This window comes from Streptomyces sp. NPDC045846 (assembly GCF_056431605.1).
In genome coordinates, this window is record NZ_JBWKKJ010000016.1 from 88,891 (window position 1) to 110,713 (window position 21,823).

Annotated in this window: 16 protein-coding genes and 3 pseudogenes; 12 read left to right on the forward strand and 7 right to left on the reverse strand. The window is 68.6% G+C overall.

Translation table 11 applies throughout. The features are described from left to right. Window positions 1–4 precede the first annotated feature (4 nt). Window positions 5–889 carry a helix-turn-helix domain-containing protein gene (locus AC07F3_RS34855; protein WP_479118645.1) on the reverse strand — a complete coding sequence of 295 codons (885 nt, stop codon included), beginning with the start codon at window positions 887–889 and terminating at the stop codon, window positions 5–7. 480 nt (window positions 890–1,369) lie between these two features. Between AC07F3_RS34855 and AC07F3_RS34860 the strand changes: the two genes are divergently transcribed. The 4 genes and pseudogenes from AC07F3_RS34860 to AC07F3_RS34875 all read left to right on the forward strand — a co-directional run bounded on the left by AC07F3_RS34860 (window position 1,370) and on the right by AC07F3_RS34875 (window position 6,314). Then, window positions 1,370–1,771, forward strand: a complete 402-nt coding sequence (locus tag AC07F3_RS34860; RefSeq protein WP_479118646.1) for a hypothetical protein — start codon at window positions 1,370–1,372, stop codon at window positions 1,769–1,771. A gap of 457 nt (window positions 1,772–2,228) precedes the next feature. Then, entirely contained in the window at window positions 2,229–5,315 is a 3,087-nt protein-coding gene (locus tag AC07F3_RS34865) for a jacalin family lectin (protein ID WP_479118647.1), read from the forward strand. Between the two features lie 183 nt (window positions 5,316–5,498). Next, window positions 5,499–5,727 (forward strand): annotated as a pseudogene (locus AC07F3_RS34870) (phosphodiesterase); the annotation flags it as partial. A gap of 371 nt (window positions 5,728–6,098) precedes the next feature. Next, entirely contained in the window at window positions 6,099–6,314 is a 216-nt protein-coding gene (locus AC07F3_RS34875) for a hypothetical protein (protein WP_479118648.1), read from the forward strand. A gap of 377 nt (window positions 6,315–6,691) precedes the next feature. Here the strand turns inward: AC07F3_RS34875 and AC07F3_RS34880 are convergent, their stop codons facing one another. Then, on the reverse strand, window positions 6,692–7,219 hold the full coding sequence (locus tag AC07F3_RS34880; protein ID WP_479118649.1) for a hypothetical protein: 528 nt from the start codon (window positions 7,217–7,219) through the stop codon (window positions 6,692–6,694). Between the two features lie 1,220 nt (window positions 7,220–8,439). Here AC07F3_RS34880 and AC07F3_RS34885 point away from each other — a divergent pair. Both AC07F3_RS34885 and AC07F3_RS34890 read left to right on the forward strand, forming a co-directional pair. After that, a complete protein-coding gene (locus AC07F3_RS34885; protein WP_479118650.1) occupies window positions 8,440–8,625 on the forward strand; it encodes a hypothetical protein in 186 nt (61 codons plus the stop codon). Window positions 8,626–8,671: 46 nt separating this feature from the next. After that, a complete protein-coding gene (locus AC07F3_RS34890) occupies window positions 8,672–9,070 on the forward strand; it encodes a transposase (RefSeq protein ID WP_479118651.1) in 399 nt (132 codons plus the stop codon). Here the strand turns inward: AC07F3_RS34890 and AC07F3_RS34895 are convergent. After that, window positions 8,980–9,548: pseudogene (locus AC07F3_RS34895) on the reverse strand (transposase domain-containing protein); the annotation flags it as partial. The gene AC07F3_RS34890 and the pseudogene AC07F3_RS34895 sit on opposite strands and share 91 nt — an antisense overlap. 323 nt (window positions 9,549–9,871) lie before the next feature. Here AC07F3_RS34895 and AC07F3_RS34900 point away from each other — a divergent pair. Then, window positions 9,872–11,659: an eCIS core domain-containing protein gene (locus AC07F3_RS34900; RefSeq protein ID WP_479118653.1), complete on the forward strand. Its 1,788-nt coding sequence runs from the start codon at window positions 9,872–9,874 to the stop codon at window positions 11,657–11,659. Window positions 11,660–12,168: 509 nt separating this feature from the next. Here the strand turns inward: AC07F3_RS34900 and AC07F3_RS34905 are convergent. Then, window positions 12,169–12,582 carry a nuclear transport factor 2 family protein gene (locus tag AC07F3_RS34905; protein ID WP_479118655.1) on the reverse strand — a complete coding sequence of 138 codons (414 nt, stop codon included), beginning with the start codon at window positions 12,580–12,582 and terminating at the stop codon, window positions 12,169–12,171. A gap of 133 nt (window positions 12,583–12,715) precedes the next feature. Further along, window positions 12,716–13,246, reverse strand: a complete 531-nt coding sequence (locus tag AC07F3_RS34910) for a GNAT family N-acetyltransferase (RefSeq protein WP_479118657.1) — start codon at window positions 13,244–13,246, stop codon at window positions 12,716–12,718. Between the two features lie 402 nt (window positions 13,247–13,648). Here AC07F3_RS34910 and AC07F3_RS34915 point away from each other — a divergent pair. After that, window positions 13,649–13,792: pseudogene (locus tag AC07F3_RS34915) on the forward strand (IS5/IS1182 family transposase); the annotation flags it as partial. A 26-nt stretch (window positions 13,793–13,818) separates the two neighbouring features. On the opposite strand, the gene AC07F3_RS34920 reads toward AC07F3_RS34915, so the two are convergent. Both AC07F3_RS34920 and AC07F3_RS34925 read right to left on the reverse strand, forming a co-directional pair. Continuing rightward, window positions 13,819–14,022 (reverse strand): hypothetical protein, encoded by a 204-nt coding sequence (locus AC07F3_RS34920; RefSeq protein ID WP_479118658.1) that lies wholly within the window; start codon window positions 14,020–14,022, stop codon window positions 13,819–13,821. A 73-nt stretch (window positions 14,023–14,095) separates the two neighbouring features. Beyond that, window positions 14,096–15,319, reverse strand: coding sequence for an IS110 family RNA-guided transposase (locus AC07F3_RS34925; protein WP_479118660.1), 1,224 nt, complete (start codon window positions 15,317–15,319; stop codon window positions 14,096–14,098). Window positions 15,320–15,584: 265 nt separating this feature from the next. Between AC07F3_RS34925 and AC07F3_RS34930 the strand changes: the two genes are divergently transcribed. From AC07F3_RS34930 to AC07F3_RS34945, 4 genes are all read left to right on the forward strand, one after another. After that, on the forward strand, window positions 15,585–16,298 hold the full coding sequence (locus AC07F3_RS34930; protein ID WP_479118661.1) for an alpha/beta fold hydrolase: 714 nt from the start codon (window positions 15,585–15,587) through the stop codon (window positions 16,296–16,298). Window positions 16,299–16,853: 555 nt separating this feature from the next. Continuing rightward, the gene (locus tag AC07F3_RS34935; protein ID WP_479118662.1) at window positions 16,854–18,497 is read left to right on the forward strand and encodes a hypothetical protein; all 1,644 of its coding nucleotides are present in this window, start codon (window positions 16,854–16,856) and stop codon (window positions 18,495–18,497) included. Then, window positions 18,494–19,867 carry a peptidoglycan-binding protein gene (locus AC07F3_RS34940; RefSeq protein WP_479118663.1) on the forward strand — a complete coding sequence of 458 codons (1,374 nt, stop codon included), beginning with the start codon at window positions 18,494–18,496 and terminating at the stop codon, window positions 19,865–19,867. Before AC07F3_RS34935 ends, AC07F3_RS34940 begins: the two co-directional genes overlap by 4 nt. Before the next feature lie 27 nt (window positions 19,868–19,894). After that, entirely contained in the window at window positions 19,895–20,926 is a 1,032-nt protein-coding gene (locus AC07F3_RS34945; protein WP_479118664.1) for a hypothetical protein, read from the forward strand. Window positions 20,927–21,823: the final 897 nt, after the last annotated feature.

Here is a 21,823-nt window from a genome sequence, read left to right on the forward strand (position 1 = left end):
GACGTTAGGAGGAGCCGTAAGACTGAGTCTTGAAGGAATGCGCGGTGCCACCTCTTTGTCCGAGAGCCGGCGGGACGCTCGGCTGAAGGGCGGTGGGACGGGTCAGTGTGCGGATCTCGCGCGGGCTGAGGCCGGACATGGCCTTGACCTCCCGGCTCAGGTGCGCGTGATCGGCGTACCCGCAGTCGTGCCCGATGTCCGAGAGAGACAGGCCCTGTGGACGAGCGAGCATGAAGACCGCATGGTGGAAGCGCAGGATGCGGGCGACCCGCTTGGGCGGCAGACCGATCTGTTCATGGAACACCTCCTCCAAACGCCGCCGACTCAACCCGAGGCCGTCGGCAAGGGTGGTGATGGAGATCCGGCCCGCAGTGTGGCGCAGCCGATGCCAGGCGACTGCCGCAGTGCCGGCAGCGGCCGGACGGCGGAGGCCCGTCAGTACGGAGAGCAACACGGAGTCCAGGTGGGCGAAGCGCGCCTCCCACGCCGGTGTGCCCGCCAGCCGTTCACTGAGGTGACGGCTGCGCGTGTCCCCCAAGGCCTGTGCGAGCGGGACCCTGGTGTTGGTCACCTCATGCATGGCCAGGCCCAGCAGCGCGAAGGCGCCCGGCGGGGTCAGAACAATTCCGGCACCGAAGACCGCCCCGATCGTCTCGGTGTCCACGGGCCGGTCCAGGAGTCCCGTGCTGGGCGAGAGCATGCCGCAGTACGGAGAACGCGTACCGTCCGGGCCCACCGTCCGCCGGTCCGCCGACACGAAGTCGACCATCACCACCACGGCGCCGGAGGGAAGCACCCGTTGAGTGATCGTGCCACCGGCCGCCCGCTCATAGCCGAAGTACCCCTCGACAAGACCGGCCAGCCGCGCATCCGCGGGCCGCCGCGCCACGACCGGACCACACGCCTCCCAGGCTCGCCATACCACCGCGGCGCCATCTGTCCCCACCAACTCCCCCGCGCCTCCAGCCCTGTTCAACGCCGCAGACTCGTACACCACCCGGCACTCCTGCCCAGCGTGCACACACCAGACTTTGAGCACCAGGGGATTTCCGGTTCGCAGAAGGGGGCACGCCCGTGCCAGGCGTCCCCCCATTACCTATTTCGCGGTCCTGCAAGAGGGCCGCTGTCCTCCGGGCCCGGCATGACTGCTCCCCCTGCCGAACGGATGACAATGCCGTGAACCTGCTGGCGATCATCACTTGGGTCAACTCCCGCAGGGTTGGGCTGCCAACGTGGTCGTACGGATCGGCGGCTCTGTTGCACGTGCGGTACGCGCACGCCCACTGCCACGCGTCAGCCATGGTCGAGATCCCCGAAGCCCGCTCCCCCTCGGCCTCCGGCCCTGCCGGACGACGGGCTGGCGATGCGGATGACCGCCACCGCCGTGAAACACGGCCGCAGCGTGCTGCCCACCCTCATCGCCGAACTCGAGGCGCCCATCTACATCAACACCGGAACCGGCGGAGGCTCCGAACTCCTGGACATCCGCGCCTCCCGCGTCCTGGCCCGCGGCTTCTCCCCTGTCGGCCGGATGCGCCAGGCACCCGCGCACGCGGAACGATGGCTGGCCACCTACACCACCCCCGGGCCGGACCACATCGCGCAGCTGACCGTGATGGAACCCGACGGCACCCTCGTCTACACCGCCCCATCGCTCCCCCTCCGCAGTGGATCACCGGGGTTGAGCAGTTCGGCTGGGGCGTGCTGTACGTCGGGAAGGTCGGCCTCGCCGGAATCCCCGCCGACGACCAGAAGGCCAAGCAGCGCCTGATGCGGGAGGCCGCCGCAGGCGGACAGCTCGTCGGCGCCCGCATCAGGGTCCAACACCTCGACTGACCGTCACGTCCGGTGCAGCCAGCCGAGCCAGTATCGGAGACAGCCCCGCATGCCGGCAGACAGGGCACGCTCCGGGGCCCGCCATATGCCCCTCAAGGCCCCACGGCAACCACATTCGGCCGGGCCAACGACCCGATGACCGGAAAGAGGCGGCCAAGACTCTGCCCTCTCTCCCGCCACCAGGGCGGGGCTGATCGGTGCGCGGTCCGCGCTGCGGGAGCGCTGTTGGTTCGGGCGCTATTTCTGGCCATTCCTGTCAAAGTGCGCCGATGTCGTGAACACGCTGTGTAGGTTTTCGGTCCGGATGGCGTCATTCGTCCTGGCGCCATCAGCAGTTGATGCCCGGTGCTGTGGCGCTCCACCTCATCTCTCCTCAGCAGACGGGATTCGCGATGTCCAATTCGAGCAATGGAACGCCCGGCAGCGCCTCGGGCGCGACCGCTCCGGCGAGCACGACCGGCCCCGGCTCGAGCGTCCCGGCGGCCACGACCACTCCGGCGGGTACCGGTGCCTTGCCCGGGTTCGAGGTGGACCGGGCGATGCTGGACGGCGCGACGCCGAAGGACCTGTTACCGGCCACCGGTAACTATCCGACGGAGATAGTCCGTTACCGGTCGGTGGTGCTGACCGACATCCCGGCCGCGAAGGCGGCCCGCAAGCTGACCGGCGCGATCGACCTGGGCGAGGAGAACCTGCCGTTCTACGACAAGCCCGCCGAGGGAATGGTCGTCACCACTGAGCAGAGCTGGTCGGCCCAGGGCGTAACCCTCGGCCGGCTCCTGCACAGCCTGGCGCTCGCGCCCGGGGAGAGCACCAAGGTCGCAGTTGTCGACTGGCAGAACACCACCAGAGCCACCGGCACCGAGAAGACCACCGAGGCCGACACCCTGTCCTCCACCACCGACCAGAACCGCTCGATCAGCGAAGTCGCCAACGCGATTGCCCGCGAGGAGCAGTACGGCAATTCCTCGGCGGGGCAGCACAGCAAGTCCTCCAGCGGCGGCGGCAGCATCGGCCTCGCGGCGTTCTTCGGCGGGATCGGCGCGAACTGGAGCGCGTCGGAGAACAGCGCCTTCTCGACAGCCGTCTCCCGCTCGACCGGCGTCAAGACAGTGGCGGACGAGGCGTCGCAGCGCATCAGCGCACGCACCCAGCAGCTGGCGACGGCGGCCCGCAGCCGCAACATGACGGTGGTGCGCGAGACCTCGCAGTCAGAAAAGGACCAGGTCCTGACCCGGGTCGTCACCAACTACAACCACATGCACGCCATGTCGGTGCAGTACTACGAGGTCGTCCAGGTCTACAGCGTCACGACCAAGCCGACGACGCTGGAACGCTGCCTGTTCATCCCGCTCCAAGAGCTGACCTTCACCTACTCCAGCCTCCAGCGGTACAAGGAGGTCCTCGCCTCGGTGGCGCCGGGCGACTGGGGGGCGAAGATCCGGGCGGCGAACCCATTCGACACCACCGTCCGCAAGCTCGACGCGCTCACCGCCCCGGAGACGCCCACGCGGCAGGACTTCGACGGCCTGGACTTGGCGGACATCGCCTCCGGGCCCATGGGCGTGTACGGGGTGCGCAAGGCCGACGGCAGCCCGGTGCGCTTCGAGCCGGTCAGCCGGCAGTGGAACCCGATGCCCACCGCCAGCCTGCCCAGCGGCGGACTGCAGCGCATCGCACCGGGCAAGGAGATCCTCTGGGGGCTGCGGACCGACAAGAAGCTCGTGCACTTCACCGGGACGGCCTGGATGGCCGCCGACGCGCAGGAACGGCAGGGGCTGAGCCTAGCCAGCAGCGCGGACGACACGCTCTACCTCGTCGGCGTGGACAACACGCTCTGGCAGCGTTCCCATATCGGTGCCTGGACGAACCTGAACGTGCAGGCCGACGACGTCGCCGTCACCAGCAAGGGCAAGCTCTGGTATTGCCGGCAGGGCAAGGTCTTCACCCGCACCGAGAGCGGCTGGCAGGAACTGTCCCCCTCCGGACTGAGCGTGCAGCGCCTGTCCCCCAGCTCGGACGGCGCGATCACGGCGTACACCGCCGACAACAGGACCGCCACGCTGGCGCCCGGCATGACGTCATGGACGCCGTCCGGCAACCCCGCCCCCTCCGACAGCCTCGCCTCGCTCAGGACCGCCCCCGGGGGCAGGGGAGAGGTGTGGGTGCTGCGCAACGACGGCGTCCTCACCCGGGTCATCGGCGCGGAGCGCGGGGCACAAACGCCCTTCGACTTCCAGCCCAAGGCCGACTCGCCCTACGCCTCCCGCATCGACGTCTGGCACGACGAGGTCGGCATCCGCAGCATCCAGGTCATCTTCCCCGGCCAGACCGCCCGCTGCGGCGACACCGGCGGCTCCGGCGTCCAGCAGCGCACCTCCTACACCTTCGGCGGCGCCGACAAGCTGATCTCCGTCGACGCCTGGTACGGCACCGGCGCCCGCGGCAGCCTCGCCGGCCTGCGCCTGACGATGACCTCCGGGGTGGCGAACTTCGGGGTCGCCGAGACCACCACCGCAGCTCCCGACCTGTCGGAGGACGCGGGCGGTGCCTCGGCGATCTGCGGGCTGTTCGGCTCGGTCATCAAGTCCGGCAGCCGCACCTACGTCGACTCGCTGGGCTTCCACGTGCGCGGCGGCAACGTGTCGCAGATGGTCCTGGACCACCTGAACGACAACCGCCGCCACTACAGCCAGGCCGTGTGGGCCAACGCCGACGAGCTGACCCTGAGCCGCATCCTCGCCAACTACTCCTACGCGCCCGCCGGTTCGACCGCGCAGCCGGTCCTGCTGGGCACGGTGCTGGACCCGAAGCCGATCGCCGCGACCGGCAACTACCTCGGCTTCCGGTGGAACTTCACCAGCGAGCAGGAACGCGAGGCGTGGACCAATGCTCGCAAGGCGACCGCCACCGCCTACGGGACGCCGGTGACCAGCACGGTCGCGATCGCCACCAAGGGCGTCTTCGCCGAGGCTGTCCTCGGCCGGGCCAACTCGGCCGAGAAGATCGACCTCACCCGGTTCTGGAACTGGAAGGACTCGCCCATCCAGATCACCCCCGCTGACATCGCCCCCGTCTCCACCGCCTCGCGCGCGCAGAACCTGGACACCAAGGTGGCGCCCCTGGGCGCCTCCGAGGCGAGGTTCACGCCCCTGGTGGCGGTGCCCGACCCGAACGCCCTGCAGACCGCGCAGGCTATCGCCACCGCCAACCTGTTCCGCGACATGAGCGGCATCAACACCGTCGCCCAGGTCCTCACCAAGGGCATCGAGGCCGCCGCGAGCAACGACAAGGCCGTCGGCGAACGCGGCCAGGAAGCCCTGAAGACCGCCACCGAGCACCTGCAGAAGATGCAGCAGATCGCGGCCGACGCAGCCGCCAAGGCGGGCGCGAGCGTGGCCACCGGCGGAGCCAGCAACCTCAGCGCGCTGGGCGGCATGATGAACCAGAACGGCAAGGACGGCGCGGACAAGAAGTAGCCCCGTCGCGCCACCCGAGGAACCGCACCCGCGGCCCGCGCCGACCCCTTGGGCGCAAACCGCGGGTGTGCGGGCCGGGCTGCGGCGACTGCCACCGTCACCGCCGGACTCAATCCGTCCCGGCTGACCGACATCGCACCAAGAGGCCGCCGCCGGAACTTCCCGGGGGCGGCCCCTCCCGCGCTAGACAGTCCGCACCCGCAGGTCGTCGCCGTCCGCCGACCACGCCCATACCGCGGCCGCCTCTACCTTTGCCGCCCGCCCACTGATCGTCGCACCGGCCGTCACCTGGACCCTGCTCATGCCCTGGGAAGGCGACCGACCTGCAGACCGCGACCAGCCGCCCGGTCTCGCCTTCCACATCCTGGGCGACGACCGGCGCCTGACCACCCACTACCGCGTCGTGCTCTGACCTTCCGTCTGCTCGACCCGGGGGAAACGTGTCCCACCCTGCGCCGTTCTCGGGTTTCTGGCGCGGCATTCCTGCCCCTAACTCCCCAACACCACCAACACAACCGGCAGTTGATCGCCTGCACCATCACGGAGGAGATGACCTTAGGAACCGCCGACACCGGCACCGTTCGTCTGGCACCGCTCAGGGGGTGATCCAGGCGGCGACCGCGGCCACGGTCACTTCCGGACTCCGGCCGCTAGTAGAGAACTTACGGGGCAACAGCCTCCGTAGTTCTGCCGCGTCCGTGTGGGCCGACTACCATCGACGACCCAGAGATCGGACACAAGGCGCGGACTATCCTGTCGGGGCCGGTTCGGTGGGAGGGTGTTGTGAACCGCAAACCCCGCGACCGCGCGGCTGAACGCTCCGTCATCCAAGCCGCCGCCAAGCGGCTGCTCACCGGCAGCGCACTGTACTCGGCCCCCGGCAAACTCACCGTGACCAGACTGATCAACGAGAGCCGACTGCGCCGCGACATCGTCTACCAACACCGCGACCTCGTCGAAGACTTCAAAACCCAGGCCCAGGACATCGGCGACAGGTGAGCACCCCGCCCGGAAAGTCGGCGCTAGCAGATCAGGGCGACAGCGGCGGGCACCAGGCGGGCAGCCGGTCCCGCCCGGCACGTACCTGGGCTACTGCGGCCTCGATGTCTCCCGCCAGCACATCCGCTTCGGCCTGGCTGCGCACCTGGCACGTAGTCGCCGAGCAAACTCCCGTCGTCCTGGTCGGTCAGTGCAAGGTCGATGCGGGTTTGGCGCGCGAGGCCGGCAACGAACTGGCCGCCGAATGCGCCGATTCCGGACCTACTACGCCACCGAGCTTACGCGGGCTTGAGTACCGCGCCGGGGAGAGCCCCGCATGCGCGATAGGCCAGTTCAGGCGGGGGCGAGCTGGGCGCAGTGATGCAGGTTGACACCGCTCATGCCCCGAGATCGACCAGGGCCCAGCGCCGACGGCTGCCGCCCTCCTGGTCGGTGTCGGTGCCACACGACACCACTCCCCCACCGATCACCTGGCGCAGCAGGTCCTCGTTTTCGGGGGCGTGGCCGCTCTGGTGGGACAGGAGGAGGATGAGGGCCTGGTGGTCCTGGTCGGCGAGGTGCAGGCTGATGCGGCGGCCGCCGTCGGTGAGGGCGGCGCGGGTCAGCAGGACGGTCACCTCGGTGATGCCCGCTTGTTTACCGCCGTCGGGTCGGTAGCCCCACTCGGCGAGCTTGCCCACGATGTGCCGGGCTGCTTTCGCGGGTGTCCAGGGGGCGTTCTCAAGGGTCCAGTTCGCCGCCCGCCGGTTCGCGATCCGCACCGCAGGCCGCGGCCGCACCGCGATGGCGGACGCTGCCGCCTCTCCTTCGGGCCGCGGGGGTTCCACCGGCTTCTTGGGCGGGGGCGGGGTCTTCGGCGGATAGTCGGGGCGATGCCCGCCCTCGGCAAACAGCGGCGCTGCCACAACTGGCTCCCCATGTACGGGCGTTCCAGAGCCCGAAGGGGCCCGTGGTGCTCAGCGTAGACCTCCCTCCGGGCATCGGGAGGGCAAACACCTGCGGGCGCGTCGAGGCCCGCAGGGCGCGCAACCGGCCCGGCCCCGGCAGTCGGTGAGACCGGAGCTTCATTTGACGACGGGCCGAGGGCGGTGGCGGTGGTGGCCGTCCAGGGCAGCAGAGGGGACCCGCGCAGCAGCTCGCGCGGGTCCCCTCTGCGGCGGTTACCGCCGACGTTGCCAGACCGGCTCTTCGTCCCGGAGTCTGTCCCTCCGGCGCTCGACCCAGTCGAAGAACTCTTTCGGTTGTGCTTCATACGCGGCCGACATGAGCTGATAGAGCTGGACCGCATCAGCGTCCATCTCGTACTCACAGCCAGGGCACGAACTCCAGTCGCCTTGTGCCCGCGTGAGGTCAGCCGCACACCGGGGACAGACCGGGTCGACCGCGTCTACGCAGGCTGTGACGTCCCGCAGGGGTAGCAGATCCACCAGCCGTCCTGTGTCTTCGTCATCGGCTGTCCGCACTTCGTGCACGTCATTGTCTTTCCTCTCGGGATGACGCACAGACTATCCACGGAGCGGCTACCCCGGTAGCGGTCCAACCGACCCTGCACTTTCGGCACGATCGACCCGCTGTTCCGTGCGCGTGCGCCCTGGCCTCCCTCCAACACGCCATCGCCACCTGGACCGGCGCCTACCCCATCTGTCGGCAAACCTTCCCATGGCAGCCCTACGACACCACCTAGTAACAAAGCACTACTAGCACCCACAGACCGGACAGACCATCTGTTACCCACGCGGCATCGCCGCCAACCGCCGGCGAGCACACTGCCGGGCTCGCCACCGTCTTGACCTGCTCCCACCGCGAACCGATGTGACCAACAGGGCCGGTGCGCCCTAGACGATGCGAGTCCTCCGCACGCACGAGCGATCGGTAGTGGCGTTACTGGTGCCGCCCAGGCTTGCCTGCCTTCATTGGGCAGATCACATCCCTACCAGCCCGAGAAGTTCGCCGTCAGCGTGCTTGAGAAACGGCGTCCTACTCCCGTCGGGGTTCGGCACGCATCACTGTACTTAGCTTCGCTTCTATCCCCGTGGGCGTGGTTGTTCACGGCTTGTTGGGTGGTTTGCGGGACTTGGAACGGCCATCGGCGGATCCTCCAGGTAATGAAGCCAGGGAGGACGCGATGGCCGTCGCTGTCAGTGTGCTCGGGGCCAGGGCGAACCGCCGGGGGCGGACCAACCTGATGCGCTTCCGCGGAAGTGCCCGTCTGCTCCGGCGGGCTGATTGCAGGCACTCGGCGGGGCAGCCGATCGTGGCCGGCTGGGCCTACTCCTGGCTCGCCGGTTTGGAGCTGGCGACCAACTCGTAGACCGCTCCGGTCGATACCCGACGCCTGGTGCCGGGCGAGAGCCCCAGTGCGGTCGCCGCCGATCAAATCCATCACCTGCTACGACGGCGTCCTGAACTGGGCCTGCAGAGCCCGCTGTTCGTGTTCGACGGGCGGCTACGACTCCGTCCGCCTGGCCCTTGCTCTCACCGACAGCCCAGCCCAGATTCTCATCCGGGCCCGCTCCGACCGGTCCTTCTACGCCGACCCGCCGCCCAGAAAAGCAGCGGACACGGGGCGGCCGCGCCGCCACGGCGCGAGGTTCGCCTGCCCCGACCCCGCCACCTGGCCGGATGCGGACGTCATCCACACCTACGCGGACGAGCAGTACGGGCCCTCGGCGGTGGGGCCGAACACCGCGCCGAGCAGGGCCCGGGTTCCGGTCTCGGCGAGCGTCATCAACTCCAACGTCGGATACCCATGGTGAGCGGTCCTGCCCATCCAGAAACGTGCCGTTCGGAGTCAGGGACCTTCTGCGAGCTGAAGCCGTCGAACGACACTGTCCGGTAGGGGCCGAACCGCACTCCTGACGTCGTCGCCCAGGCCAGCGGCCCTGCCAGCACCTCGAACAACGCCCGCACCGGCGCACTGCCGAGCCGACGGCGCAGGTCACGCCGCGCCTTCGCGCTCGGACTGGCCACCAGGATCCCAGACAGGCCGGCGGTCATCCTGTCCCAGACCAGCCGGTAACCGACCTCAGGGAATAGGCACATCGCGAGGAGGAAGTAGATCCCGACCCGTGAGGGCAGACTACGCAGCCGCCGCTGCACGGTCCGGGTCTCCGACAAGACGGCATCCACGAGTTCGAACGGCACGACCGCCGTCAGCTCTCCCAGATGACCGGGAGCGAACCGGCCTGCGGCCGCAGTGACCGTTCTGGTGATGGCCGTCAGCGCAGGCGGCAGGACATGATGAGACGGCAACGGAGCTCCTTGAGTACAAGCTGCCTTGGACGACTGCCCTACCAACGAGCTCCGTTGCTCCACATCCGAAGCTCCCCAACACCCCTTGCGTTACCAGCAAGTTCCTTGACTACCCGGCCTTGGGGTCAAGGCCCGTGACCCCCTGGGCCAAGGGACGCTCCTGGTTCACCGGTGTCTCCAGAGATGATCCGGAAGAAATGGCCTGGCTAGACGCACACCCAGGGCCGTCTCGACGCAGCGGTTCTGTCCGGGCGGCCCCGCGACAGTGCCCTCGTGTACCTGGCGCCGGGGCGTCTCCACCGCGTATGCAGGAGGGGATACAGTCCAGCGCAGGAAGAGGCTCCGTGCACAACCATGACGACCCCCGAAGGGCCGACGCCGCGAGTGGGCGCGGCCCGACGGGCAAGCCCGCAGCCAAGGGCGCGGCACCACCGCAGGGCCTGCGCGCACTTCAGAAGAGCGTGGGGAATGCGGCCGTCGTGCAGCTCCTCCGGCAGGCCGGTCACGCGGGCGAGTGGGACGGGCATCAGCACGGCGCCGGCTGCGGCCACCCGGCCGAGCGGCCCGCGGTGCAGCGCTCCGCCGTGCACGATGTCCTGCGCGGCAGCGGGCGCCCCATGGACGAGGCGACCCGCGGCGACATGGAGGCCCGGCTCGGCGCGGACTTCTCCGACGTGCGCATCCACGACGACAGTGCCGCCAAGGCCTCCGCGGCGGAGGTCGGCGCCCGTGCCTACACGTCGGGCAGCCATGTCGTCATCGGTGACGGCGGCGCCGACAAGCACACCCTCGCCCACGAGCTGACCCACGTCATCCAGCAGCGCCAGGGCCCCGTGGCCGGTACCGACAACGGCTCCGGAGTCAAGGTCTCCGACCCCTCCGACCGGTTCGAGCGGGAGGCGGAGGCCAATGCCACCCGGGTGATGTCGGGCGGCTCCGCCCGGCAGTCCGCGGCCCCGGCGGCCGAGTCAGGCGCCGAGCGGCCGACCCCGGTCCAGAGTGCCTCCGCCGGGCCGGCGGTCCAACGCGCCATCACGGTCACCCTCGACGGATACGCGAGCGCCAAGAACGTCGCGGACAAGAACGCCCTGACGCGGCCACAGGTCGGCGAGTACTACCGGATGGTCGTCGCGGACGACTACAAGCTGGCCGTCGGTTACGCCCAGGACGGCGGGACGCGGTTGAAGGGGCTGGCCAGGGCCGTGCGGACTACCGCCAGTAACGGGGCAGTTGAGCTGGACGCCCTCGTCGCGGCGATCCAGGAGGTCATCGCCACCGATGTGCCACCGGAGCTGCGGGCCAACAAGAACACCCGGTACGCGGTCGAGCCCCAGGGCGGCTACGAGCACCAGAGCCTGCCCGGCGGCAAGGAGGGGGTCTGGGCGAACGACGACGAGATGTGGGACGAGTTCGGTCAGGGGCTCGGAGAGCGGGCCGCCGAGGCGCAGGAGACCACCGGACGCATCGGCAACGATCCCTTGAAGCAGCTCACCTGGGGCATGGCCAAGGAACTGCTGCCCCGACCGCTGACCAACCTGATATTCGACGTCCGGTACCAGTTGGAGAGCGGCACCCTGCTCGATGAGCGGACGCCCGACCAGCTCACCCGGAGGGACGCGACACCGAACGAGCCCGGCACGCTGCGGAGTTGGCACCAGGACGACACGGGCCGGCTGCCCGCCAACGGCGCGGACCACAGCGGCGGCCCCGACGCCTTCCGCGCCCAGGTCCCCCAGGAGAGCCAGGGCCTCCACGATCACTACAGCGCCCACTCCCAGTCGGGCACGGGCTCCTCGGTCCTGAACGCAGCCGGGTTCCCGCGCGGCTTCGCCGAGTACACGGGAACCGGCTCGAACTCCGAGCACAACACCAAGGTCGTCCTCGACTACATCCAAAAGCGGGTCTATCTGACGCTCACGCACTACCAGTACTGGGGTCTGGTCGTCGCGGGCGGGCGCACCCACTTCGTGCCCTCCGGAACCCAGGAGGCGGTCCAGGCCGACGGCAAGATCCGTGCCGAGATGCAGCGGCTGCACATCCCCGCGGGGACGCCGTACCGCCTCATGAGCCCCTGGGTGCAGATCCTGGCCTGAGACACGCGGCGAGGCTCTCCGTCCTCGGTGAGGGCGGAGAGCGGGCGTCAGCGGGGGACGCCGTAACCAGTGTCGGGGACTGACGAGGCTGGTCGATTCCGACTCTGGCCGCTTCCCCAAGCCACGCCCAACTGGCGCGGGCTGCGACTCCTCAGTAAATCCCCCACTCCCTGCCAGGACTGGGACCCTCCCGACTGTCGGTACTCATCTCCGCCCAGCGAACGCTTCTCATCCTCGTGCCCGGCGGGTGATGAAGGCTCCTCGGGAGGGCTCGTGACGCGGCAGGGCCCCTGGTCGTTGCGTTGGTGATCTCACTCGCCAACCCGTCGACACAGGAGCCCTGTTGGTCCCGTATCGTGCCAGGCTCGACGTCCCTCAAGAGGGTGTCGAAGCACATCTCGTGGCTGATCTACGCCCGAAGGTGTGAGCTGAAGACCCGCTGGCGCAGGCGACCCGGCACTCGTCACCGACCATCGGTACTGGGTTCGCCGACCAACTTCCGAGCGGTGTCAGAGCTGCGTCACGCCGTTCAACGGAATACGCCGTGCTGACACCTTGCGATGGCAGATCCGCCAGCCGTCACGAACGCGTACAGCGACGTCGTCATAGGAGACGGAACCGCAGGAGCCGTCAGCCCTGATGCCCAGACCCTTCGACCGCACCCGCACCTGGCCCTCTGTCGACTCGGTGATGACGATGTTGGTGATGTGATGAGCAACGGGGTTGGCTGCCCCCAAGGCGAGAGCCGCTTCCCGCACGGCTATGGCTCCGACGAGACAGCCCTGGCCGAAATCGGTCAAGTCGTAAACGACATCTACGGTGAACAGCTCTCCCAGCCGTTCAAGTTCTCCGTCGTCGACAAGGTGGCCGTGCAGGGAGACCAATTCGGCGATCGCCAGGCGATCTTCCAGAGCGAGCGACACGCTCGTGTCCTTCCCGGCTCGGCAGCGACAACCCGAGCCACATCGTCGGTCAATGTCTTGGTGGCGACACACCTGATGGTCACGGCCAACAGGGCACAAGCGGCAGCCCGCTGCAGGGCACCGGCTCCGAGCATCAGGGCCTCAGCAGTCCGCCCACCCACCAGTCGTGCGGCCTGCCATCATTGGCGATACCGCGATTGCGCAGTGTTCCTTCGACCGTGAAGCCGAGTTTCTCCGCCACGGCACGCGAGCCGGTGTTCCCGGCCATGGCCCACCACTCGATCCGGTGCACGTCGAGCGTGGACCAGCCCCAGTCGCACAGCGCCCGAGCGGCCTCCACCGAGTACCCCCGTCCCCGCTGCTCCCTGGCCGCCCAGTAACCGAGCTCCCAGACCCCGCGGCTGAGGAGGGTCAGGCAGTACGAGCCGACGAGGGCACGGGTGTCCTTGCGGAACGCGCCAAAGGTGTAGTCCCTGTCCTCGGCCCACTGAGCGGGCAGCTTCTCGCCGACGAGCTTCTCCGCGTCCGCCCGCCGGTACGGCACGGGCACCGGGGTGTAGAACTGGATGTCCTCGTCCTGGCAGGCTTCGTACACCGCATCCACATCGGCAGACGTGAAGGCACGCAGCACCAAACGGTCGGTCTCAAGCGTCACCGGATCCATTGCGGCAGTATGAACACCACCAGCAACCGGCGACCAGCGAATTTCCCGCACCGGGGTGGCGGTGACCGGGGTGAAGACATAGACGCCGCCGACGCGGGCTTCGCTGAGAACTTGGCGGCCGCGCGGGCCCACTTTCCTGAGGCAGCCACTTTGGCCGCGCCGGTACGCCACCGCGCTCCACCGGCGGATCGGGCAGTGGCTGACCAACAACCGCCGCCCCAGCAGCCTGTGCAGGGATCCCGAGCACGCCGAGGTGTGCGGCCCACGATGAAGGCTGCCGCTCCGCCGATTCCGGCCTTGACGAGGCAGTTCTTGACCCCCGCGATCATCTTGTTGTTGGTGAGCAGCGAGGCGCAGGCAATCTTGTCCTTGTAGACGGTGCACATCGAGCGGCGTGCGCCCATCGAGCGCACCATGTCGTGGCTGGCCGGCTGTCGCCGGCTCCGCCGCCGCTACGAACGCAAGGCCGACCACTTCCTCGCCTTCACCAGCATCGCCTGCACCCTCATCTGCTACCGCAGACTCGCCCTGGCTGACGTGGCCTGAACGCGTTCCCTCGCGTGAGAGGGATTTCAGCGGCGCCGTCGCCCCGGGACCAGGGCGCTGAGCATCGCACAGAGGATCGCCCCGAAGAGCAGCCCGCCCCACGGCATCCCGTCGACCGGGCGATGCCGAATCACCCCATAGGCGAAGGAGCCAAGCCCGCCACACACGAAGAAGAGCAGGAAGCCTCGAAGCGCGGACCACCATCTCGGGCGGGCTATGTCTGAAGTCACGGGAGGCATTATCCACACGCGGCGGTGTCCGACCACGGCCACGAGGCTGTCAGACACCCCATGTCGTTTGAGGTCAAGTGGCGGGTGTGTGGGCGTGGTGTGACCAGGCGGTCGCTTCGTCGTAGTGGGTGCGGGTTTTGAGGCAGCCGTGGAGGATGCCGACGAGGCGGTTGCCGAGTTGGCGCAGGGCGGGGTTGTAGCCGAGTTCGCGGGCGCGTTGTTTGTCGTAGTAGCGGCGGGCGCCGGGCGAGCGCAGGGCAGCGAATGCCTGGGTCTGGAGAGCGTCGGCCAGGCGGTTGTTGCGGACGTAGCGGGCCTGGACGGTGTGGCTCTTGCCGGAGGCCCGGGTGATCGGGCTGGTGCCCGCGTAGTTCTTGCGGGCCTTCGCGCTGGCGTAACGGGTGGGGTCGTCTCCGAACTCGGCGAGCACCCGGGCGCCGTTGATCTCCCCGATGCCGGGCATCGAGAGGTAGATCTCAGCGTCCGGGTGCGCCAGAAAATGTGCCTTCACCTGCTCTTCCATCGCGACGATCTGCTCGTTCAGCGCGATGATCAGCTGTGCGTGGGCAGTGGCGGCCGACGCGTAGGCGGCAGTGACCTGTTCGGGCAGGCCGAGCTGCCGCTCTCGCAGGGCGGTCTGGATGGTGGCCCCTTTCGCGTCCCGGTTGCGGCGGCGGTGGCGGGCCAGGACGGTGGTGATCTGGGTGCGGGTCAACTTCGCCGCCGCTGCCGGGGTGGGTGCTTTGATCAGCAGTTCCAGTGCGTCCGTGCTGGTCAGGGTGAGGTCCGCGTAGGCGGCCAGCGCGGCGGGGAAATACTCGCGCAGAGTGGAGCGCAGGCGCTGGAAGGTGCGGGTGCGTTCCCAGATCAGGCTCTGGTGAGCACGGGCGACGACCTTCACAGCTTGTGCCTGTTCGCTGTCGCCGGCCACGGGCCGCAGCTGGTTGCGGTCGATGCGGACCATGTCGGCGAGCGCGTGCGCGTCGCCCTTGTCGCTCTTGGCCCCGGAGGAGGCATAGCGTTCCTTGAAGCGGTTGACCTGGCGAGGGTTGATCGCGAAGACCTGGTAGCCGGAGCCGATGAGGGCCTGCACCCACGAGCCGCGGTCGGTCTCGATGCCGACCACGATCTCGGCCGGGTCCAGGTCCGCGCCGCCATGGCGGGAGATGAGTTCATGCAGCTTCGCGATGCCCGCCACCCCCTCCGGCAGGTTCGCGGCGGCCAGTTTGCGGCCGGTCTCGTCCTGGACTTCGACATCGTGGTGGTCCTCGGCCCAGTCATCGCCGATCAGCAGCAACAGACCCTCCCCAGTTCCGTACTTGACACAGCGGTGCAGCCTGCGGAAGGCACGGCACGCGGCCTAATGGATCCAGTGCTCACGCCCTGCAGGGCGGGCACGCCACCCCATCAGCGGTCTGGCCTCCCGGCCGACCAGCAGGGGCACGGTCTGACAGCAGAACTCGACTGGTTCCGGCAGCGATAGTGCTCACCTGCTGGCGGCTACGGAATCAAGCATTCCCCGACTCCGTAGCTCCCATTAGGCTGCCCGATACGGTGCGGGCATGGTGAATTTCGTGCTGGTCGCAGGTGCACGGCTCGGGGCGTGGGCGTGGGGCGAGGTCGTGCCGTATCTGCGCGCGGCTGGCCATGGCGTCCATCCGTTGACGCTGTCCGGTCTGGCTGACAAGCAGGGCGTCCCGGCAGGACAAGCCACGCACGTCCAGGACATCGTTGCCGAGGTGGAACGCCAGGGTCTACGTGACGTAGTCCTGGTGGGGCACAGCTACTCCGGCATTCCGGTAGGCCAGGCCGCGGAGCGGATCGGTGACCGACTGGCCCGCGTGATATTCGTCGACTCCAGTGTTCCAACTGACGGCGATTCGTTTGTCTCCGCCTGGCCGGACGGCGGGGCGGCGGTGGAGGCATCGATCGCCAAGAACGGGGGGTTTTGGCCGCTCGCGCCAGCCACTCATTACGACGGCGAAGGTCTCACCGATGAGCAGATCGCACGCCTCGTGCGTGGCTCGACGCCTCATCCAGGTGCCACGCTGACCGAGCCCGCTGTGCTGGCGGGGCCGCTCGGTGAACTTCCGGCCACATACATTCTGTGCGTGATGCCGGGGAGCGAGCCTGACGACGCCGAGCCCGACGAAGATGTGACCGAGCTGCTGACGAGCGAGTGCTGGCGGCTGGTGAAGATGGACACCGGCCATTGGCCGATGTTCTCCCAGCCGCGCGAGCTGGCGCAGATTCTCCTCGATGCTGCCGTGGAGTGAGAGCACCTCCATAGTTGCGAACTGGTTTTGGACGCGCTTGTGTGCTGGTCACAGCCACTCGCCGATGGCCGCTATGAGGACAGTCGCCTCATAGCGGACCGCTAGACCCAGCTCTCGCCGAGATGGACCGTCCAGGTGTCTGCCACTGCCCGTCGCAGCTGAACCGGGGCCGCAATCCGGGACGGCCGTTGCGTGTGTAGGTCTGGAGCTCGCCGCTGCGGCAGAAGGCGTGGAGCGGCGCCGGGTTGTCGTTGAACCATGCCAGGTGCCGGTCGCCCACCAGTCCCACGTGAGGCCGGGGCGGGGATGTCACAAAATGACTGCCATGCCGCCACCGTATCCAGGCGGCTCACGCCCTACGGGAGTCGGCAGCAGCCAAGGCGGGCCCGGTCGCGTCCCGGTGGTCAGGGCCTGCCTGCCATGCTCGAATGGAGTTAAGGACATCGCCTTGGCTGTCTGCCGCCCTGTCCTATCCGACGCGGAGCCGCGCAGCCGCGTACGGCTCATCGGCTTTGCTCCATCAGATCGAGACTTCCACTCACATCGGGACCTCAAATGGCCAACATCGACGGTCTGGGAGCGCTGCAAAAGGCCCTCCTGTCAGCACTGGATCAGATGGGCGCCGCGATCAGCGCCGTACTGCAGGCCGACAAGGACATGGTGTTCCTGCACCAGTCTCCCGGTATCCCCATCGATCCAAAGGAATACGAGAACCCCTGGACGGTCGAGGGCGGCGACGCCTATGCGCTGATGGCCTCTGGGGGCGAGATCAAGCTCCCCCAGGTCCAGCAGCCGCCGGCCCCCGCGGCGCCGGCGAACGGCGCCAAGACCACGAACAAACCGCCGCCTCCGCCCCCACCGGACCCAAATGCCGAGATCGGGATCAACTCGGCGGTCGCCACCTCCCGTCTTGCCAACGTGAGCCTGCAGCTCGGCACGCCCATCGCCGCGTACGGCCTGGGCTCGGTCGCCGACGCCTGGGAGCTGGTCGCTCAGTCGATGACCGCCGACCAGCCACCGGTGACACCGCCGGCCCAGGAGGCCGCCATCAAGCAGGCGCTCGGTGTCCTCTACGCACGCCCCGGAGTGCCCTCGCAGGGGTATCGCGACTACCGCAAGGCCCGTGAAACCGTCACCGGCCTGATCGGCAAGAAGGCGGCGGCGTTCGTCGCGGCCATGAGCGACCCGAACCTGGCAGCCGCGTTCCCGCTGGGCGACGGCAAGGTCTTCGACCAGCAGATCCAGGACGCCGAGACCGACCGTGACGCCGCCGACCAGGCCGCCGGCGCCCTGACGTACTCCCAGGCGGAAGCGTTCATCCGGGCGCAGGGCAAGGACATCGTCACCGGCGCCGTCGACTCGGTCAAGCAGCGCTGGGAGCTGTTCGGTCAGACGTCGGCCGCGGTGGGCCAGTTCGCCTACACCACGATCGATCCGCCGTCCTGGTGCCAGGCGACGGACGACAGCTTCGGCGTCATGCAGATCTCGGTGTCGGACTCGACCTACGACTCAGCCTCCAGCAGCACCTTCAACGACTTCTCCAGCAGCTACTACAGCTCCTCCAGCCAGTCGGACTCCGGCGGCGTCGGGATCGTGTACGGCCCGTTCAGCGCCACCGGGGACGTGGGCTTCTCCTCGGCCAAGAGCTCTGGCGGATTCGCCTCCGGTTCCTCGGCCGGGTCCACCGGCTGGGACCAGTCGAGCAGCGCGAGCATCTCGGGCGAGTTCTTCCTCGCGACGATCGACCGGCCGTGGCTCTTCGACGAGATCTTCCGCGTCGGCGCGGGCTGGCACATCACCGGCAAGGGGGCGAACTTCCTCAGCGACGGCACGAACACCGCCGGGAACAACGCCAACTTCTTCCCGGCCCTGCCCGTGCAGATCCTGGTTGCCCGCAACATCAGCGTCAGCTGCGACGACTGGGGCGACTTCGAGACCTTCTCCAACACGTTCGCCCAGAGCGCCGCCAGCCAGACGAGCTCCTCCGGAACCAGCTACGGCGGTTCGGTGGGGGCGTTCGGGCTCGGGGCCACCTATAACCACCAGGACTCCAGCACCGACGGCAGCCAGTTCAGCCAGGACGACGGCAGTTCCAGCTGGAGCTTCCAGAGCACCGCCGCCGGCGGAACGCTGAGCATCCACGGGACGCAGATCCTCGGCTGGGTCGTGCGCGTCATCCCGGCATCCCCGTCGTCGTGACCACCCCCGATCTGAAGACCGCTGAAGAGGCGCTGGTCGCCGACCTCACCGCGCTGTTCGGCACCCTCACGCCGGACAAAGCCGTCGCCTTCTTCCCCGGCGTGCCGGTCGACGACCAGATCGTGCAGAAAGGCGTGGTGAACACGCTGGCCCTGGCCCAGTGGCTCACGACTTTCGACACGACGCTCCTCCTGCGCCCCGGGCAGGTCGAGACGACCGCACCCCCGGGCGGCGAGAGCGCCACTGCTCTCTACTCGACGATCGTCACGAGCGCCGTGCCCCTCGACCCGTCCGGCCTCGCCGGCAAGCAGTTCGTCCAGCGGATCGCGGCGGCCCGCACCCTGCTCGACCAGGTCCCGCCGTCCGCGCCGCTGGGCAGCGAGCCGCCGGACTGGCCGCTGCCGGACGCGCCGTCCTGGCAGACGACCAGTACGGCCCGCACCCAGTCGGCTCCCGATCCGGCAGACCCGGCGGACACCGCCGTGACGATGCCCGCCCTGGAAGGGGTCGCCCAGGACGCCATGGTTACCCGGTGGTTGAAAGCGGTCGGCGACACCGTCCAGTCCGGCGAACCACTGCTGGAGGTGGGCACGGACAAGGTCGACACCGAGATCCCCTCCCCCGCGGCCGGCACCCTGCTCCAGCTGCTCGTGCCGGAGGGCGCCATCGTCAGCGCCGGCGCCCCCATCGCCATCATCGGCCCGGGGCAGCCCCCGCCCCAGGCCGTCGTCGCGTTCCAATACACCCTGGTCTCGCTCACCCGGCTCGCCTCGGGCAGCCCGTGGTGGGACGACGTCCTGCTCTCGGCCACCAACTGGTACGTCCCCGGCCGCGCCGCCGGCACGCTGGTACCAGAGCCCGCGGCGGGAACTGCCAACACGCTCCCGTACGCCCTGCTGATCGTCCGGAACGTGGTCATCAACAGCCCGGACCAGCTGCCGCGCGACACCGCGAACTTCGGCCCCTTCCTCGTCTCGGCCGGGGATGCGGCGGCCGGGGGCGCGGCGCCGCTCGGGCGCAGCGGGATGCAGGCCGTCGGCCTGGTCGCAAGCGTCCTGCCGTCACTGCCGCCCGTGAGCGACCCGGCCTTGGCGGCCGCGGCGCCACCCCGGTTCCAGCCCTTCCCCGGTGCCGACTTCTTTGTCGCCGGGCGACAGAGCCCGATCATCGCGGCGATGCACGACCGCCTCGTCGCCGTCGGCTGCGACCGGTACACGAGCACCACGCAGAAGGACGTATGGGGTAGCGGGGACATCGAGTCGTACCAGGCCTGGCAGGTCAAGCTCGGATTCTCCGAGGACGCCGCCAACGGCAGCCCAGGCCAGGCGAGTTGGGACAGTCTTCAGGTCCCGTTCATCACCGCCACCTAGCCGACACCTCATGAGGAGGCGATTGCGATGGCCGCACGCAGCACCCAGGTCGTCCTGCACAACCATACCGACCAGGACCTCACCCTCACCTCCACGGACCTCCCGGGCGGCGAATGGACTACTCAGCCGCCGGACAACGTCGGCCCGCAGGCCGACACCACATGGGCCTCCGAGTCCTCGGGCATCGCCACCGGCACTGAGGGCAACGCCGTGTACGCGATCGGCGGTGACGGCGCCTCGTTGAAGATCGCCTGGGACAACCCCTTTGCCGGCACCAACAAGTACGCCACCGATGTCAGTTCGGGCTTCGCGCTGTACCAGAGCGGGTGGTCGGGCGACAACGTGAGCGTCGACTACGTGCTGGAGCCGTCCACGCCGCACAACACCACCTTCCGGCCGTCCCAGCACGGCTTCCCGTTCGACAACAGCTGGGCCAGCGCCCCGCTCACCTCGATCGACCTCGGAGTGGCCACCATCCCCATCGGCGACGCCGAGTACGGGCTGTGCGGCGGCATGGTCTACGCGGCTCTCGACTACTGGGCGGCCTCTCTGCCCGTCCCGCAGGAACGCCCCGACCCGGCCGCCCCCGGGACACCTCTCTACGACTTCATCGTCGGCCGGCTCCTCGACAGCTTCGACCTGCCCTCGCTCCCGGCGACGCTGCTCGCCATCGGCAACCCGGCTTACCCCGACACCGGAAGCGCCGGAAACCCCCTGGAAGGCCGGTCGCCGACCATCATCAAGGACGCCTGGCCCCAGATCCGCACCTGGATCGACGGCGGATTCCCGGCTCCGATCTGCCTGGTGAAGGTCCTCTCCGTCAATCCGCTGGACCTGCAGCACGACCACCAGGTTGCGGTGTGGGGCTACCAGATGAGCGGCAACCAGGTGACGCTCTCCGTGTATGACCCGAACCTTTCTGGCCGCGACGACCTCACCATCACGTTCGACGCGTCGGACGTCCTGAACTCGCCTGCCATCACGGTCGGCGACCCGTCCCAGGGCCAGGTCTTCTGCTTCGTCACGACCGCGTACGCCAAGAAGACGCCGCCGTCCTGACCCCTGGAATTCGCCCTGCTCCTGGCCGAACCCTCGCCGCCTCCTTCGGTCCGGCCACGAGGGTGTCTGTCGGCGTGAAGCCTGCAGTCAGCCGCTCCAGCTCGCGTACCGCGGCATCGACGTCGTACGTCCGAAGGACGGGCTTGCGCAGCCAGTCGTCCGGCCACGCGTCCCACACCCAGTACTCCGGTCTGCGGTCCGGGCTGCCGTAGTCGTCGTAGCAGTACACGATGCAAGGACCCAGATTCTCGGCAGTCGCAAAGTCGGAACTCGTCGCGAAGCATAGGGAATTGTGACTGGAGAAGGGAAAGAAGCGCCTGAGCGTGCTGGCACGGGCTGTGCGCCACAACAGTTCTTCGACCGGAGGCACCCAAGAGTTGATGCACCGACAATGGCTATCATTCTCCGGCGCGTACTGGATGCGCGCAGCCCACTCAGGGTCCACCTCCATCATCAGCCCAGTGTGCCCGCCCGGTCCTGAACATGGAACTGCTCGCAGCCATGACGTGACCACCGGGTCCGACCACCTCATGCGAGGCCTAACTCCAGCTCCCCCTCCGCTACGTGCCGTACGAGTTGCTTGAAGCACCCGCTTTGGGGCTGGTTTACACCTCAGTCTGGATCTTCCTACCGGACTTGCCGTACGTGCATCGGCGCGGTGGCACCTTCCGCATACGAACCTCTTTCTTCCCCAGACAGCAGGGGGAGGGTACGGTCTGCCTCGCTCTGCTCGGCCACCCCTGAGGGCGTGAAGTCCCCGTCCCGCTTCGGACTTGGCCTCGTATTGCTCGGCCTGGCGAGTCCGCTTCACACCCCCGACGCCCTTCCGGCTTCGCCTCCAAGCCCCATCCCGCTCCGCGGGCCGGTCTGGCTACAGGGCGGGGCGTAGTGTTCCCT